The 16,806-nt window shown below is 34.7% G+C and carries 18 protein-coding genes; 12 read left to right on the top strand and 6 right to left on the bottom strand.

Going from position 1 to position 16,806, the window contains the following annotated elements:
* Positions 1-32: 32 nt before the first annotated feature.
* Positions 33-1,052, top strand: coding sequence for an NAD-dependent epimerase/dehydratase family protein (locus HJ01_RS05680; RefSeq protein WP_007137367.1), 1,020 nt, complete (start codon positions 33-35; stop codon positions 1,050-1,052).
* Here HJ01_RS05680 and HJ01_RS05675 read toward each other — a convergent pair.
* The 3 genes from HJ01_RS05675 to HJ01_RS05665 are packed head-to-tail and all read right to left on the bottom strand — an operon-like array spanning position 1,045 to position 3,630.
* On the bottom strand, positions 1,045-1,539 hold the full coding sequence (locus HJ01_RS05675) for a DUF4296 domain-containing protein (protein WP_007137366.1): 495 nt from the start codon (positions 1,537-1,539) through the stop codon (positions 1,045-1,047). The two genes, HJ01_RS05680 and HJ01_RS05675, sit on opposite strands and share 8 nt — an antisense overlap.
* A gap of 14 nt (positions 1,540-1,553) precedes the next feature.
* A complete protein-coding gene (locus HJ01_RS05670; RefSeq protein ID WP_007137365.1) occupies positions 1,554-2,894 on the bottom strand; it encodes a dihydroorotase in 1,341 nt (446 codons plus the stop codon).
* A 10-nt stretch (positions 2,895-2,904) separates the two neighbouring features.
* Positions 2,905-3,630 (bottom strand): polyprenol monophosphomannose synthase, encoded by a 726-nt coding sequence (locus HJ01_RS05665; protein ID WP_007137364.1) that lies wholly within the window; start codon positions 3,628-3,630, stop codon positions 2,905-2,907.
* 103 nt (positions 3,631-3,733) lie between these two features.
* Between HJ01_RS05665 and HJ01_RS05660 the strand changes: the two genes are divergently transcribed.
* From HJ01_RS05660 to HJ01_RS05650, 3 genes are all read left to right on the top strand, one after another.
* Positions 3,734-4,405 carry a DUF4271 domain-containing protein gene (locus HJ01_RS05660; RefSeq protein ID WP_007137363.1) on the top strand — a complete coding sequence of 224 codons (672 nt, stop codon included), beginning with the start codon at positions 3,734-3,736 and terminating at the stop codon, positions 4,403-4,405.
* A gap of 13 nt (positions 4,406-4,418) precedes the next feature.
* The gene (locus tag HJ01_RS05655) at positions 4,419-5,168 is read left to right on the top strand and encodes a uroporphyrinogen-III synthase (RefSeq protein ID WP_007137362.1); all 750 of its coding nucleotides are present in this window, start codon (positions 4,419-4,421) and stop codon (positions 5,166-5,168) included.
* Positions 5,169-5,327: 159 nt separating this feature from the next.
* Positions 5,328-5,798 carry an Lrp/AsnC family transcriptional regulator gene (locus HJ01_RS05650; RefSeq protein ID WP_007137361.1) on the top strand — a complete coding sequence of 157 codons (471 nt, stop codon included), beginning with the start codon at positions 5,328-5,330 and terminating at the stop codon, positions 5,796-5,798.
* 68 nt (positions 5,799-5,866) lie between these two features.
* Here the strand turns inward: HJ01_RS05650 and HJ01_RS05645 are convergent, their stop codons facing one another.
* Together HJ01_RS05645 and leuS are read right to left on the bottom strand one after the other, a co-directional pair.
* Entirely contained in the window at positions 5,867-6,556 is a 690-nt protein-coding gene (locus tag HJ01_RS05645) for a zinc metallopeptidase (protein WP_007137360.1), read from the bottom strand.
* A gap of 174 nt (positions 6,557-6,730) precedes the next feature.
* Complete coding sequence (gene leuS / locus HJ01_RS05640) at positions 6,731-9,595, bottom strand: leucine--tRNA ligase (RefSeq protein ID WP_007137359.1); 2,865 nt, start codon at positions 9,593-9,595, stop codon at positions 6,731-6,733.
* Between the two features lie 273 nt (positions 9,596-9,868).
* On the opposite strand from leuS, the gene HJ01_RS05635 reads away from it, so the two are divergent.
* The 5 genes from HJ01_RS05635 (at position 9,869) to HJ01_RS05615 (ending at position 13,838) form a co-directional block, all read left to right on the top strand.
* Positions 9,869-10,744 carry a cell division protein FtsX gene (locus HJ01_RS05635; protein ID WP_007137358.1) on the top strand — a complete coding sequence of 292 codons (876 nt, stop codon included), beginning with the start codon at positions 9,869-9,871 and terminating at the stop codon, positions 10,742-10,744.
* A gap of 63 nt (positions 10,745-10,807) precedes the next feature.
* Positions 10,808-11,050 carry a DUF3098 domain-containing protein gene (locus tag HJ01_RS05630; protein WP_007137357.1) on the top strand — a complete coding sequence of 81 codons (243 nt, stop codon included), beginning with the start codon at positions 10,808-10,810 and terminating at the stop codon, positions 11,048-11,050.
* Positions 11,051-11,836: an undecaprenyl-diphosphate phosphatase gene (locus HJ01_RS05625; RefSeq protein ID WP_007137356.1), complete on the top strand. Its 786-nt coding sequence runs from the start codon at positions 11,051-11,053 to the stop codon at positions 11,834-11,836.
* Complete coding sequence (gene truB, locus HJ01_RS05620; RefSeq protein ID WP_007137355.1) at positions 11,836-12,534, top strand: tRNA pseudouridine(55) synthase TruB; 699 nt, start codon at positions 11,836-11,838, stop codon at positions 12,532-12,534. The genes HJ01_RS05625 and truB overlap by 1 nt, the downstream gene beginning before the upstream one ends.
* A 773-nt stretch (positions 12,535-13,307) precedes the next feature.
* Entirely contained in the window at positions 13,308-13,838 is a 531-nt protein-coding gene (locus HJ01_RS05615; protein ID WP_100208534.1) for a hypothetical protein, read from the top strand.
* Here the strand turns inward: HJ01_RS05615 and HJ01_RS05610 are convergent.
* Positions 13,835-14,452: a thioredoxin family protein gene (locus HJ01_RS05610; RefSeq protein WP_007137352.1), complete on the bottom strand. Its 618-nt coding sequence runs from the start codon at positions 14,450-14,452 to the stop codon at positions 13,835-13,837. The genes HJ01_RS05615 and HJ01_RS05610 overlap by 4 nt on opposite strands.
* A 115-nt stretch (positions 14,453-14,567) precedes the next feature.
* Here HJ01_RS05610 and HJ01_RS05605 point away from each other — a divergent pair, with 115 nt between their 5' ends.
* The 3 genes from HJ01_RS05605 (at position 14,568) to frr (ending at position 16,763) form a co-directional block, all read left to right on the top strand.
* The gene (locus HJ01_RS05605) at positions 14,568-15,347 is read left to right on the top strand and encodes a patatin-like phospholipase family protein (RefSeq protein WP_007137351.1); all 780 of its coding nucleotides are present in this window, start codon (positions 14,568-14,570) and stop codon (positions 15,345-15,347) included.
* A 68-nt stretch (positions 15,348-15,415) separates the two neighbouring features.
* Positions 15,416-16,123, top strand: a complete 708-nt coding sequence (gene pyrH / locus HJ01_RS05600) for a UMP kinase (RefSeq protein WP_007137350.1) — start codon at positions 15,416-15,418, stop codon at positions 16,121-16,123.
* 76 nt (positions 16,124-16,199) lie between these two features.
* Positions 16,200-16,763: a ribosome recycling factor gene (gene frr, locus HJ01_RS05595; protein WP_007137349.1), complete on the top strand. Its 564-nt coding sequence runs from the start codon at positions 16,200-16,202 to the stop codon at positions 16,761-16,763.
* Positions 16,764-16,806: the final 43 nt, after the last annotated feature.

Raw genomic sequence — 16,806 nt, 5'->3', positions numbered from 1 at the left:
TAAAAATCAAACAAACTAATTATCTTTACAGAATGATTTTAGTTACAGGAGGAACAGGTTTAGTAGGTGCACATTTATTACTTCATTTAATTGAATCCGAAAGCCTTGGAGATCAAAAAGTCTGTGCTATCTATCGAAATTTAAAAAGCATTGAAAAAACAAAGTCGCTTTTTAGTCTCTACAAAAAAAACTCCTTGTTTGATACCATAGAATGGGTACAAGCCGATATTGTAGATATTCCGTCACTAGAACACGCTTTTCTAGGAATTGATTATGTCTACCATTGTGCCGCCATAATTTCATTCGATCCAAAAGATGAAGATCTTCTCCGCAAAACAAACATTGAAGGAACTGCGAACATTGTTAATTTTTGTCTTGACAAGGGTGTAAAAAAATTATGCTACATTAGTTCTACAGCAGCGCTTGGCGACCTCGCCGCACATGAATCTGTCATTACAGAAGAAACAGAATGGAATCCAGAGAAACCGCATAGTGATTATGCCATTTCTAAGTATGGAGCCGAAATGGAAATATGGCGAGGCCAGCAAGAAGGGTTAAATGTTGTAGTAGTTAATCCAGGTATTATCATCGGTCCTGGTTTTCCCGAACAAGGAAGCGGGCAGCTGTTTAACAAAGTGGCAAATGGATTATCATTTTTCACCCTAGGAGTTACTGGCTTTGTAGCTATTAGTGATGTAGTTAGAATCGCGGCTGAGCTTACAAGAAGTGAAATTTGTAATCAACGATACACTCTAATTGCACAAAATATCGTTTTTCGTGATCTTTTAAACACAATGGCTGACGCAATAAAAGTAAAAAGACCTACAATTCACATAAAAGCATTCTTACTGCAAATTGGCTGGAGAATCGATTGGATTTTAGCTACCGTTTTAAGAAGAAAAAGACAGCTAACGAGAGCCACAGCTGAGGCATCCTATTCGACTAATATATATTCTAATGAAAAAATAAAAGCAGAATTAAAAACAGACTTTTTAGACGTTCACCAATACATTAAAGAAATTTCAAAGTTACAATCGGAACCATTTATTTAATTAACGAGTCATTATTTTTCAAGTTCTTCCTTGCCAATTTTAAATTCTCTATCTTCTTTTTTTGTGGTATCAAAGTATCCTCAGCTACTGGAACTGCTTTTTTTAGCTTTATGGAATCAAGCTTGGCCTTTTTCTTATTTTCAATCTTCACCAAAGAATCTACCACCGTTTTTTGATCGTTGATTCGCTTGATAATTTCATCAAAAACATCCTTATACTCTTCATAATTAGAGGCATAATACACATTACTTTGCGCAAATTGCAGACTGTCAATTTTATATTTTTTATAAATGTATTGAGATGGGTTTATATCATAAGTCACCAACGAGGTTGGATTTTGATACTTTACCCCTTCCAAAACGGCCAAATCATACATGATATCGACCATCTTTTCTTTTTTAATAAGACGTTCCGGCTTTTTAACCACTTCTTCCTTACAGCTTAAAAACAGAATTAAAATTGCTAAAAAAGATATTGTTTTTCTCATCTACTTGTCTGATTTTATCGATCAAATAACATTCGTTTCCCCGCACGAATTTCTTTAACTTTGAAATTGTTATAGACTAATTGTCCATTCACAAAAGTATGTGTAATTCTAGATTTGAATGTAAATCCTTCAAAAGGAGACCAGCCGCATTTAGCAAAAATATTTTCTTTTTTCACACTCCATGGCAAACCTGAATTTACGATCACCAAATCGGCATAATAGCCTTCTCTGATAAAACCACGCTTTTCTATTTTGAAAATCTTGGCAGGATTATGGCACATTTTTTCGACAATTTTCTCAACACTAATTTTGCCTTGATGAAAAGCTTCAAACATAGCCACAACGGCATGCTGCACTAAAGGTCCACCTGAGGGCGCATTAAGATAGGATTGCTTTTTTTCCTCCAATGTATGAGGGGCATGATCTGTGGCAATCACATCAATTCGATCATCCAATAATGCTTCCCAAAGTACTTTTCGATCGTTAGCAGTTTTCACAGCCGGATTCCACTTAATAAGATTTCCCTTAGTTGCATAATCGTCATTTGTGAACCACAAGTGATGAATACAAACCTCAGCAGTAATTTTCTTTTGCTCCAATGGAATTTTGTTAGTAAACAAATCCATTTCTTTAGCAGTAGAAAGGTGAAAAATATGTAAACGCGCCCCTGTTTTTTTAGCAAGAGCCACTGCTTTAGAAGAAGATATATAACATGCTTCTTCAGATCGAATAAGGTGGTGCACCGTAACGGGAACATCTTCACCATATTCTGCTTTATATTTTTCTAAGTTGTTTTTAATGGTCGTTTCATCCTCACAGTGTACTGCAATAAGCATTGGTGTACTTGAAAATATCTTCTCAAGAGTAGCCTCATTATCAACAAGCATATTCCCAGTTGAAGAACCTAAAAATATTTTTATTCCAGCGACATTTTTAGGGTTTGTCTTTAAGACTTCTTCCAAATTATCATTAGTCGCACCCATCATAAAAGAATAGTTTGCGTATGATTTTTCAGCTGCAAGCTGATATTTTTCTTCTAAAATGACTTGGGTAACTGCATTAGGAACTGTATTGGGCTGCTCGATAAAAGAGGTAATACCACCTGCAATCGCCGCTCTAGATTCCGATTCTATATCTCCCTTATAAGTAAGTCCCGGCTCTCTAAAATGCACTTGATCATCAATGGCTCCCGGCATCAAATAATTTCCTTCGGCATCGATTATGATACACTGCGATGATTTGGCACTTATGCTTTCTGAAATTTCAACAATTAAGTCATTTTCAATTAAAACATCGCCCTCAAAAATCACACCTTCATTTACTATTTTGGCATTCTTAATTAAAACCCTATTCATTGTACTTTTCTTATAAACTATTAACTAATTTTTTTAATCTCAATGATATCACTCCAAAAACAGCTTCCACTATTATAGAGTTACTCATTTTTGATTCTCCTTTTGTTCTGTCTGTAAATATTATTGGAACCTCTACAATATTAAAATCTTTACAAAAAGTTCTATATTTCATTTCAATCTGAAACGCATAACCTACAAATCTTATTTTATTAAGCCCAATATTTTCTAAAACTTCTCTTTTATAACATATAAAGCCTGCTGTGGCATCATGAATTTTCATACCGGTTATCAGCCGCACATAAACTGAGGCAAAATATGACATGAGTACTCGATTCAATGGCCAATTAACAACATTTACTCCCGTAACATAACGCGAACCTATAGCCAAGTCAGCATTGCCAAAATGACAAGCATCATATAACTTTTCTAAGTCGTTAGGATTATGGGAAAAATCAGCATCCATCTCAAAAACAAAATCATAACCATTATCTAATGCCCATCTAAAACCATGGACGTATGCTGTTCCCAAGCCAGATTTCTTCTCTCTATTTTCCAAGAACAAACGCCCTTTAAATTCCGTTTGCAGCAGTTTAACCTTATCTGCAGTACGATCCGGAGAATTATCATCAACGATAAGTATATGAAAAGGTTTATGTTGAGAAAGCACCGATCTGATAATGCTTTCGATATTTTCAATTTCGTTATAGGTAGGAATTATAACAATACAATCGTTCATATTTCTAGTGATTTCACGGCAAAAGTAACGTTTTTATGGCATTTGATTCATAATAAAATTATAATAAAAAGATTGATATAAAAAATTAGTAATTTTGCCGATTATGATTGAACATTTACTGCATCCGAGAATCACCGATAATAAAGATTGGGCAACATTTTTATTTATATTAACATTTGCCATAATCGCCCTTACCAAATCCGTTCACGAGAATCGATTTGGTGATTTTATGAATCTACTATTTTCAGATAAATATAACAAGGTATATCGCGATGGTAGTCACTTGAAAAGCGGATTTACCATTTCACTTTTTTTTGCACAGGTTATCTCATTTGCCTTTTTCATCCAACTTTCACTAAATCTTTTTGGATATGCATCTAAAACCGATTTGATATTTTACATCCAGATTATAACCTTTCTTATTTTCTTTATTCTATCAAAATATTTGGTCGAAAAAATTATTGCAACAGCATTCAATATCGAAGAGTTTGTAGAGCAATTTAATCTGCAAAAAGTTACTTATCGTACATATATTGGACTTATTATACTGCCAATCAACATTATTCTATTTTATTACGAAACAATATCCAGAATAATTCCACTAATAATTATATCTATAGTGCTGATATTGAATATCATAACATATTTGATTTCAATAAAAAAATATCAAAATTTAATATTCGGTAAGTTGTTTTATTTTATTTTATATCTTTGCACTCTCGAAATAGCCCCTTATTTTTTCATGTATTATTTGATAACAAAAGGAGGCGCTTAGAAAACGTTAAAATATGAAAGTGAAAACAATTTTGGTGTCACAACCCGAACCTAAAGTAGAGAATTCTCCTTACTTTGAGCTTCAGCAAAAACATAAAGTAAAAATTGATTTCAGACCTTTTATACATATAGAAGGAGTTAGTGCCAAAGAGATAAGATTACAAAAAATCGATCTTAATCATTACACTGCAATTATCTTAACGAGTAGAAATGCTGTTGATCATTTTTTTAGAGTTGCTGAAGAAATGCGCTTTAAAGTACCAGAAGGATTGAAATATTTCTGTCAATCAGAAGCTGTTGCATTTTATTTGCAAAAATACGTCGTATACAGAAAAAGAAAAATCTATGTTGGCCCTAAGGACTTTGCTGATTTATCACCATTGATAAAAAAATACAAAGACGAAAAATTCCTTTTACCAGCTTCAGATCAACTGAATGTTGACGCACCGATTACTCTTAACGGATTAAAAGTAGACTGGACGCAAGCGATTTTCTACAAAACCGTGATGAGTGACCTATCTGATTTGGCTGATGTTTATTACGACGTTTTAGCCTTTTTTAGTCCAACGGGAATAAAGTCTTTGTTCAAAAACTTTCCAGATTTCGAACAAAACAATACACGAATAGCCGTTTTTGGTAGCTCAACTCAAAAAGAGGCTTTGGACCATGGCTTAAGAATAGATATTCTTGCTCCTACTCCAGGCACACCATCGATGACAATGGCATTAGAAAAATACATTACTGAAGCCAATAAAGGAAAGTAGTAAATTTACTTACATCATACAAAAAACCGCGATAAACGCGGTTTTTTTATTGTTTAATTTTAAATAAAACCAGCAAAAACAAGCCTTTTAACCTAATTTTTATTAATTTTGATTTAAAACAACAACCAAATTCACGCTTTTAGTTCCAAAAATCAACTTATGAAAATCAACTCCCTTATAGTAGAAATAGATGGCATCGATAAAGAAATTTTAAGATCTTTAATGGACGACGCCCGTAAACCAATTCTACAGATTGCTAATAAAATTGGCATATCCGGAGCAGCTATCCATCAAAGGCTGAGAAAACTAGAACAGTCTGGTGTAATTTCAGGTTCTAAGTTTGTCGTTAATCATAAAGTTTTAGGCTATAACACCATGGCATTTGTTGGCGTTTATTTAGACAAGGCTGCAAAGAACCCTGAAGCAGTAAAGGAATTAAGAAAAATACCCGAAGTGTTGGAATGCCACTACACCACAGGAAACTGGTCGATATTGATCAAAATAATCTGCAGGGACAACCAACATTTGATGCAATTACTCAATACCAAAATTCAAGCGATAGAAGGCGTTTCAAGAACTGAAACTTTCATTTCGCTAGACCAACAAATAGACAGACAAATACAATTATAAAAGACGGAAAAAAATCCCAATTCTCATTTATTAAGACTGAGAATTGGGATTTAAAATATTGGCTTTTTTTAATCTCTTCGGCTTCCGCCCATATAGATTGAAACATAATATAACAAAGTCGCAATTGACCCAAGAGCAGCGACTACATAAGTCCTTGCTGCCCATTTTAGCGCATCTTTTGCACCTGCCTGTTCCTGCTGTGTAAGCATCCTTTTATTCTCTAACCAAGCCAAAGCACGATGACTTGCATCATACTCTACAGGCAAAGTAACAATTGAAAATACAGTAGTCGCAGCAAACAAAACTATACCTACAAGCAAAAGCTGTGGAAAACTCTCCATCATTAAAATCCCACCTAACAAAATCCATTGCATATAAGTTGAAGCAACGTTTACAAACGGAACCAATTTAGAACGCATTGTTAACCAATCATAGCCCACGGCATGTTGCACAGCATGTCCACACTCGTGTGCCGCAACAGCAGCTGCAGCAGCATTACGCTGATTATACACTGCCTCGCTAAGGTTTACTGTTTTATTCGTTGGATTATAATGATCCGTTAGTTGCCCTGCAACCGAAATCACACGTACATCACGAATCCCGTTATCTGCAAGCATTTTCTCGGCAATTTCAGCTCCGCTCATGCCGTTTTGCAAATGTACTTTAGAATATTGTTCAAATTTGCTTTTTAGCCTTGAGCTCACCAGCCAGCTTGCCAGCATGATCGCACCGGCTAAGATCAAATAACTCATTCCCATATTTTTTATCTTTTTTTGTTTCTATATAAAGTTACAAATGAAATATCAAATTACGAACCAAATTTTTAGATTGTCAATTTGGCACCCGTTAAAATAAATACAAAAAAATCCAAACCCCACATTAATTGGGATTTGGATTTTTATATGTTGACGTTGTAGAGACGTTATTCATACCTACCCAACCAAATTGATGATTTTACCAGGAACAATAATTACCTTGTTTGGTGTTCTACCTTCCAATTGTTTGATTGTTCTTTCATCTTTCATGATGATTTCTTCAATTTGATCTTTGGTTAAATCCAAAGGCAATGTAATCGTGAAACGCATTTTTCCATTGAAAGAAACTGGATATTCTTTTTCAGATTCTACTAAATGTTTTGGTTCAAAAACAGGAAATGGTACAGTTGCAATAGAACCTTCATTTCCTAATAATGACCATAATTCCTCAGCAATGTGAGGTGCATAAGGCGAAATCACAATTGCCAATGGCTCTAGAATAGCACGAGAATGACAACCTTGAGTCGACAATTCATTCACACAAATCATAAACTGAGAAACCGAAGTATTGAATGAGAAATTCTCAATATCATCAACTACCTTCTTGATCGTTTTATGTAAAGTTTTGAAATTATCTTTGGTTGGCGACACATCCGTGACAATCATTGCATGCTCATCAAAATACAAACGACACAGTTTTTTCAAAAAACCAAAAACTCCGGAAATACCTGCCGTGTTCCATGGTTTAGCTTGCTCTAATGGTCCTAAGAACATTTCGTACAAACGCAATGTATCTGCTCCATATTCATTACAAATATCATCTGGAGTAACTACATTATATTTCGATTTAGACATTTTTTCTACTTCGCGACCTACAATGTATTTTCCATTTTCGTCGCAAATGAATTCAGCATCTTTATAATCTTCTCTCCAAGCTTTGAATTTTTCTATGTCTAACTCATCTGATGAATTAACCATGGAAACATCTGCATGAATAGGCTGAACTTTCTGCCCGTCAATATTATTTTTCGAAACAAAAGTGTTTGTTCCATCAATTCTATAAACAAAAGCACTAGTCCCCAAAATCATTCCCTGATTAATCAGTTTTTTGAACGGTTCTTCGGTAGGTGCAAAACCTTTGTCTTTTAAGAATTTATTCCAAAAACGGGAATATAATAAGTGTCCAGTCGCGTGCTCGTTTCCACCAATATACAAATCCACACTTTCCCAGTAAGCCAAGGCTTCTTTGCTTGCAAATTCATTTTCATTGTGCGCATCCATATAGCGCATCCAGTAAAACGAACTTCCTGCCCAACCTGGCATAGTGTTCAATTCTAAAGGAAAAATAGTTTTATGATCTACTAAATCAGTATTTACCACTTTATTAATTGCTGTATCCCAAGCCCAAACTAAAGCATTTCCTAAAGGAGGCAAACCGTCTTCTGTTGGTAAGTATTTCTCTACTTCTGGCAAAATGATTGGCAAATGTTGTGCATCAATCATTTTAGGCAAACCATTTACATAATACACTGGAAATGGCTCTCCCCAATATCGTTGTCTAGAGAAAACGGCATCACGCAAACGGTAATTGATCTTTCCGTACCCTTGGTTTAATTTTTCTAATTCTTCAATTGCTTTCTTCGTTCCTTCCTTATAAGTCAAGCCATTTAAGAAATCAGAATTAGCAATAATTACATTGTCCTTTGAACCGTAAGCGACTTCAGAAATGTCAACATTGGCAAAAATATTTTTTATTTCGGGCATTCCGCTTTGACCTTTAAAGAAATTAGCAAAAGCATAATCTCTTTCGTCTCCACAAGGAACTGCCATAACAGCGCCTGTTCCGTATCCTGCTAGAACGTAATCCCCAATCCAAACCGGAACCGGCTCTTTGGTAAAAGGATGTTCAGCATACGCTCCCGTGAATACACCAGAAATGGTTTTAACATCAGCCATACGCTCTCTTTCGGAACGTTTTGACGATGCTAAAATATAATCGTTTATTTTATCTTGATATTCTGGCGTTGTGATTTCCTGAACCAAAGGATGCTCTGGTGCCAATGTCATAAACGTCACACCAAAAATAGTATCAGGTCTGGTCGTAAAAACCTCTATATTAGCGTCATGTTCTTTTAACTTAAAAGAAACCATTGCACCAACTGATTTTCCAATCCAATTTCTTTGACTCTCTTTGATACTTTCGCTCCAATCGATATCGTTAAGCCCTTGTAGCAAACGCTCCGCATAAGCAGAAATACGCATGCTCCATTGAGTCATTTTTTTACGGACTACAGTAAAACCACCACGTTCCGAAACTCCATTTACAATTTCGTCATTAGCCAAAACCGTTCCTAATCCCGGACACCAATTTACTTCGGTCTCTGCCAAATAAGTCAATCTATATTGTAATAGGATTTTTTCCTGTTGCTCTTTTGCGAAAGCATTCCATTCAGATGCTGAAAAAGAAATAATTTTCTCATCACAAACGGCATTTACAGTTGCATTTCCTTCTTTTTCAAATATTGAAATTAATGTCGAAATATCTTCCGATTTATCACTGCTTTTATTGTACCATGAATTGAATAGTTGAATAAAAATCCATTGGGTATGTTTGTAGTAATCTGGATTTGAAGTTCGCACTTCCCTACTCCAATCGAATGAAAAACCAATCTTATCCAACTGTTTTCTATAGCCTGCAATTTTATTACCTTCCTTATCAAAACCTCCGTCAATATTTACCGACGTAGTATCCTCCGGTCGCTGTCCAGTTTGAATAGCATATTGTTCTGCAGGTAAACCAAAACTGTCATACCCCATTGGATGCAATACATTAAAACCTTGATGTCTTTTGTATCTAGAATACACATCAGAAGCAATGTAACCCAATGGATGTCCTACGTGTAATCCTGCTCCAGATGGATAAGGGAACATATCAAGAACATAATATTTAGGTTTCTCGGAATTATTTTCTGCGGCAAATGTTTGATTTTCTGCCCAATATTTTTGCCACTTGGCCTCTATTTCGTTCGGATTGTATTTCATTCCCTTTTTCTATTTTTTTTTCTAACGGAGTCATGCTGTCGCAAAAGCTCGAGTCATTCCTTGTTTAAATTTTTATTTTAATGGAGTCCTGCTTTCGTACACTAAACTCATTTCAAAGTTGAAAAGTTGCAAAGCTGCAAAGTTCCTAAGGTTTTTTCATTTTATATTCAGCTGCCAAATTTACGTTTATTGTACGAAAGTTGAAACTTTGGACGTTATTAACTTCAAATAAAGAAATTCTTTATTATTTTTACCCCATAATTAAAGCAAACTATGAGTTCTTCATTTGATAAGTTTCAAAAACGCAGGTTAATTTCATCTTATTTTTCAGTAGTGCTAAGTGTATTCTTAGTTTTATTTCTATTGGGAATCTTAGGGTTATTCATCATAAATTCCCAAAAACTAGCGAACGATTTTAAGGAAAAAATAGCCATGACGGTGTTTTTTAAAAACGAGGCTAACGACAGCATTCTGAAAACTTTTGGCAAACAATTAAAAGTAGCTAAATATGCAAAATCGAATGTTTTTGTTTCTAAAGAAGCTGCTGCAAAGCAACATACTGATATTATTGGCGAAGACTTCATGACTTTCCTTGGCGAAAATCCTTTACAAAACTCCTACGACATCCACTTAAAAGCAGAATACGTGGAGAAAGACAGCATTGCTAAAATTGAGAAGCAATTGCGTGCAAACCCAATGATTTCAGATATTGTTTACGATAAACAATTAGTAAATATGGTGAATGACAACATCAAAAAAGTGAGTATGTGGATTTTAATAATAAGCGGATTTTTAACTTTTATCGCTGTATTACTAATCAATAGTTCATTACGACTCTCAATTCATTCCAACCGATTTATTATTAAAACCATGCAAATGGTGGGTGCCACTAAAGCATTTATAAGAAAACCATTTGTGATGCGTAGCATAAAACTGGGAATGCTGGGTGCTGTATTAGCAATTCTCGCATTACTTGGCGTTTTAGCATATGTCGAAACCAGTTTTCCTGATCTTGGAATCTTGAATGACAAATTCCTAATTGCAGTAGTGCTGTTAGCCGTATTAGGGTTTGGTATTTTAATCACTTGGTTGAGCACTTATTTTGCAACACAACGATTCTTAAATTTAAGAACAGACGACCTTTATTAATTTACGATTTAAAAAAATAGTACAATTCAGCATTTTTTTGATGTTGAAATAAATTCAGCATAAATGAAAAATAACGAACAAAAACCAGAATTTCTTTTTGGTAAAGCAAACTACAAAATTCTATTAATTGGTATTGGAGTGATTACTCTTGGCTTTATCCTAATGTCAGGCGGCGGAAGTGATGATCCAAACGTTTACAGTGACGCTATCTTCAGTTTCAGAAGAATCCGTCTCGCTCCAACAACTGTTTTAATTGGTTTTGGAATTACTGTCTATGCCATTTTAAAGAATCCAAAAAAAGTTTAAATGAATACATTACAAGCTATTGTCCTTGCTATTATTGAAGGAATTACTGAATTCCTGCCTGTTTCTTCTACTGGACATATGATTATCGCTTCTTCCTTTTTTGGTATTGCAAGTGATGATTTTACAAAACTTTTTACAATTGTGATTCAACTTGGAGCCATTCTCTCGGTTGTTGTTTTATATTTCAAACGTTTCTTTCAGACTTGGGACTTTTATTTTAAATTGTTCGTTGCTTTTATTCCTGCTGTAGTTTTAGGATTATTATTCAGCGATATGATAGACGAATTATTAGAAAGCCCTGTCACGGTTGCTGTTTCTCTTTTACTTGGTGGTATCGTTTTATTAAAAGTAGACGATTGGTTTAATCACTCAGAGGACACTAAAGTTACCTACCTAAAAGCATTCAAAATTGGGCTATACCAATGTTTAGCAATGGTCCCAGGAGTTTCCCGAAGCGGCGCAAGTATTGTAGGTGGAATGTCCCAAAAATTAGCACGCACATCAGCAGCAGAATTTTCATTCTTTCTGGCCGTCCCTACTATGTTTGGTGCAACAGCAAAAAAATGTTACGACTATTACAAAGATGGTCTTGAATTGAATCACGACCAAATCAACTTATTAATTATTGGTAATGTCATCGCTTTTATCGTGGCTCTTTTAGCTATTAAAAGTTTTATCGGATTTTTAAGTAAAAAAGGGTTTAAAGTTTTTGGTTATTACCGAATTGCTGCTGGAATCATTTTACTGATTATTCATTTTTTCATTCATCCCCTGACTATCATTTAATGACAGACGAAGACTACTTAGACGGACAAATTTTATTGATTGACAAACCCCTGAAGTGGAGCTCTTTTCAAGCTGTAAACAAATTAAAATATGCCCTGATAAACAACTTAGGGCTTCCTAAAAAATTTAAAATTGGTCACGCAGGAACTCTAGATCCCTTAGCTACAGGCTTACTTTTAGTATGTACCGGTAAGTTTACCAAGAGGATTACAGAACTTCAAGGCCAAGCCAAGGAATACACCGGAACTTTTTTTATTGGTGCCACTACACCTTCTTATGATTTAGAAACTGAAGTTGATCAGACTTTTGTAACTGCTCATATAGATGACGCATTAATTCACGAAACAGTGAAACAGTTTTTGGGCGAAATTGACCAAAAACCACCTATTTACTCTGCTATAAAAAAAGAAGGTGTTAGACTATATGAGCATGCTCGCGCAGGAAACACAGTAGAAATCGCCTCTAGAAAAACCACCATTCACGAATTTGAAATCACTCGAATAGCATTGCCTGAAATTGACTTTAGGGTTGTTTGCAGTAAAGGAACTTACATTCGTTCATTAGCTTTTGATTTTGGGCTTGCTATGAACTCTGGTTCGCACTTGACTGTTTTACGACGAACAAAAATTGGCGATTATAATGTCACTGATGCGGTAGATGTGGAACTCTTCGAACAAAGTCTAATAAATCATGAGTAATCTAAAAGCAAAAACACATGACATAATTCAAAATTGAATTTGTGATGTGTTCTTTTTCTAAAATTAAAGTATTTTTATACCATACTAATTTTTTCTATGTGGATATGCCCACTCGTTTAATAATGATTTATTTTTTCGCCTCCAAACAGGAAATTAGATAAATAATCGTAAAACTTTTCAAATAGCTTTTTCATAGTGATGTTTTTTAAATTGTTAAACAATAGAGTAACACCAATAAAAAGGTAAATCAAATAGAAAATAGTAGAAGTGGTTGGCGGACACTAAATTACGATTATATTTTCAGAAAAACAAAATATAATTAGTTAACGCACAGAAATTTATTTCTAAATACCCGTTTCACTTCAGAATTTAGGAATAACAAAAACTTAGTCTGCTTGCCGTACGCTCCACGCCATAAAAAACTAAAGAAATAGAAATTTGAAAAAAAGTGGTCCAGTAATTTGGAATTACTTATGATTTTAAAAACTAGCGTTTAATATTTACTAAAATCTTCGTCTTCAAATAGGAAATTCTCCAAAAGATCACGAATCTCATTAAATAGCTTTTTAAAATTACAACATAGAAATAAAGAAAAAACTTCGATTTGTCCTCCAATGGTTTATTCTATAAAAAGTAGCTATATTCGTTTATTAAATTGCAATTTGAAAAAATAAAGACTCTAACTTTAGCTTAACAGAAACAAATAGGCACCTACAAAGTAAAATCCAAAAGACTTTTACTATTAAAAAAAACAGACCAAAACTATTACTATTGTGAAATTACTAAATTTGATTTTGTGTCTTTTACTTTTCAGTTCAGTTGCTTACGCACAAAACAACAAAAATACTTACTTCCAATTTGATATTAATATTCCGTTAATAGGAAATCCGGACAGAGACGATATTGATCCCTATACGAATGAAAAAGGAAGCTGGTTTCTACCAGATGGAATAGGTAGTAAAATAGGCTACGGAGTTCATTATCATAAATGGGTTGGCCTTGGTATTCACACTGGCTTAGAATGGAAATGGACTGACAAATTAGTCATTGCCCCTATCTTTGCTAATTTTAGACTTAGTCCAAAAATAGGAGAAGAAACCCGAATCACTCTTCAACTGGGGTTAGGAAAAACAATCGCTTTAGGACGGGGTGACTTAACTGGCGAGTACCGAAAAATAAGCCTAGGACTTCAAACCTCCGACGACCTTTTGCTATTTATAGAGGTTAGCGGTTTTGGCATCCCCATAAACAACCAAAAAGAAGCCGGAAGCGTCGGTCTGGGATTATCCTTAGTCAGTTTTTAATCAGTCTGATTATCTAAATCAAGCATCATCCCAATAATTTCATTCTGAGTAGACATGCCTTTATCGTGTAAATACCACAATTGCAAGTCTGCTTTTGCAGTCTCATCAAGCGCACCATGTTCCTTTTTATAATTAGCAATTAAATCAGCAGCACCCTTTGGTCTTGGTCCCCAATGTGCAAGAGCTCCACCTGTTTCTCTATTTATAACAATCAACTTAGGAATCGCCTTTGCTTTATTTGTTAAAAACAAGTTCATCAATTCTTCATTTTCATCTCGCAAAACAATTTTTAACTCTATTTTTCCTTCAGAAGCGTCAGTCATTTTATCAAAAATAGGAAGTAATTGGGCAGCATCACCACACCAACCTTCAGAAATGACTAACCATATATATTCGTTTTTCAAAAATTTCAAGCTCTGAATAATCTCTTCCGAAATTTTCATTGTCTTCTCCAAACGATTCATTCGGGTTTCATTCAAACTACTATAATTTGTCAATTCTGGAGATTGTTCCTTTCCTGTTGATTTCTCATTCCGCAACAAATCAGACACCAATTTTCTATATTCTGAATACGAATGACTCTTAAATAATGCCTTGCCGATTGGGATTTTCATGTTTACTTTTTTTTATATAGGTAAAGTTAAAACAAATTACTTGGTTTAAATATGATAAAACTCAGTTCTAAGTAAACAAAAAGTGTAATTTTATCAAAAAAACAAATAACTGAAGATGGAATTAACTTCAAAATCGATTGGTCTTGCACTCTCCGGTGGTGGATCAAAAGGTTTAGCTCACGCTGGAGCCATTAAATTCTTAGAAGAAAAAAACATTAAACCAAGCAGGATAGCTGGAACAAGTGCTGGATCAATTGTAGGCGCGATGTATGCTTGGGGAAAAACACCTGATGAAATTTTAGATTTCTTTAAATCCATATATCTTTTCCATTGGAGACATTTTACTTTTAAAAAAGCCGGATTTATCGATTCGGATTCCTTTAAACATAATTTCCATGCTATTTTTAAGGATGCAGTAATAGGCGAATTAAATATACCTACCCTTATTACGGCAACAGATATGGTAAGAGGACGATTGAAAATTTTTGACAAAGACACAAAAATCATAGATGCTCTTCTAGCTTCTTCTGCATTTCCTGGAGTGATTTCACCTTTTGAAATATCAGGAGAACATTATAGTGACGGCGGAATTTTAAATCATTTCCCAACAGACATTCTACAAGGTCAATGCGAGACCATAATTGGCGTTTATGTAAGTCCAATTCAAAAAATAGAAGCTAAAGACTTAAATTCCATCAGGGCTGTTACCTCAAGAGCTTTTGATATTCTTTCGGCAAATACAAATCTGCAGAAATTTAACATCTGTGACTGGCTAATTGAACCTAAAGAGTTGAGCCTTTACAGCACATTTGAAATGAACAAACTTAAAATGGATGCTATTTTCAACATTGGATATGAGGCAGCAAAAAGCTCTTATGAAAAACTTAATCTATAAAATTTAGGCGACACTATTTCAAAAAAAAAGAATATGACTATATTTGCACCAAACAACTCAACAAACACATGAAATATAAAAGAATTCTTCTGAAATTAAGTGGCGAAGCTTTAATGGGCGATAGACAATACGGAATTGACCCGGTGAGATTAGCTGAATATGCCGAAGAAATCAAAAAGATTCACGACAAAGGGGTAGAAATTGCCATTGTAATAGGTGGTGGAAATATTTTCAGAGGAGTTGCTGGAGCCAGCAATGGAATGGATAGAGTACAAGGAGACTATATGGGAATGCTTGCCACTGTTATTAACGGGATGGCTTTACAAGGCGCATTAGAAGACAAAGGAATGCTTACTCGTTTGCAAACCGCGTTGAAGATTGAAGCTATTGCTGAACCTTACATAAAAAGAAGAGCTGTTCGCCACCTTGAAAAGGGTAGAATTGTGATTTTTGGAGCCGGAACCGGAAACCCTTATTTCACAACAGATACAGCAGCCGTTTTGCGTGGTGTTGAAATTCATGCTGACGTGATTTTAAAAGGAACCAGAGTAGATGGTGTTTATGATTCTGACCCAGAGAAAAATGCTTCTGCTGTCAAGTTCGATACCATTTCATTTGAAGACGTAATTAAAAAAGGGCTGAACGTAATGGACTCGACTGCATTCACTTTAAGCCAAGAAAACAAATTACCTATTGTAATTTTCGACATGAATAAACAAGGGAACCTTGAGAAAATCTGTGAAGGAGAAAACATAGGAACCGTAGTAAATATATAGTTAGCAGTATTCAGTGTTCAGTTTGTAGTAAAAACTGACCACTATGAACTGACCACTGACCACTAAATAAAAAGTTATGACTGAAGAGATTGAATTTATATTAGATAGCACCAAAGAATCAATGACCGGTTCTATTGCACACTTAGAAAAAGAATTTTTAAATATTCGTGCTGGTAAAGCATCTCCCGCTATGCTAGGAAGTGTTTTTGTAGATTATTATGGTTCAGCTACGCCGCTTTCGCAAGTTTCCAAAATCAGTGTTCCGGACGCAAGAACCATCACTTTACAGCCTTTTGAAAGAAACATGCTGCATCCAATTGAAAAAGCGATTATGATAGCAAACATTGGCTTCAACCCTATGAACAATGGTGACGTAATTATTATAAGCGTTCCTGCATTAACAGAGGAACGAAGACGCGATCTTGCCAAACAGGCTAAAGTAGAATCAGAAGATGCTAAAGTTGGTATCAGAAATGCTCGTAAAGATGCGAATACAGAGATTAAAAAATTAGAAAAAGACGGAACATCTGAAGACATTTGCAAAAGTGCCGAAGACGAAGTTCAAAATTTAACTAACAGTTTCATAAGGAAAGTGGATGAACTTCTTGTTGCGAAAGAAGCAGACATTATGAAAGTTTAACTTTCTTAAATTCAAAATTAATATCCGTCTCGTTTAAATAATG

Source organism: Flavobacterium frigoris PS1, from assembly GCF_000252125.1.
GTDB classification, from domain to species: Bacteria; Bacteroidota; Bacteroidia; order Flavobacteriales; family Flavobacteriaceae; genus Flavobacterium; species Flavobacterium frigoris_A.
The sequence above is the reverse complement of the archived record's forward strand: the minus strand, read 5'-3'. Positions and strand labels throughout refer to the sequence as shown.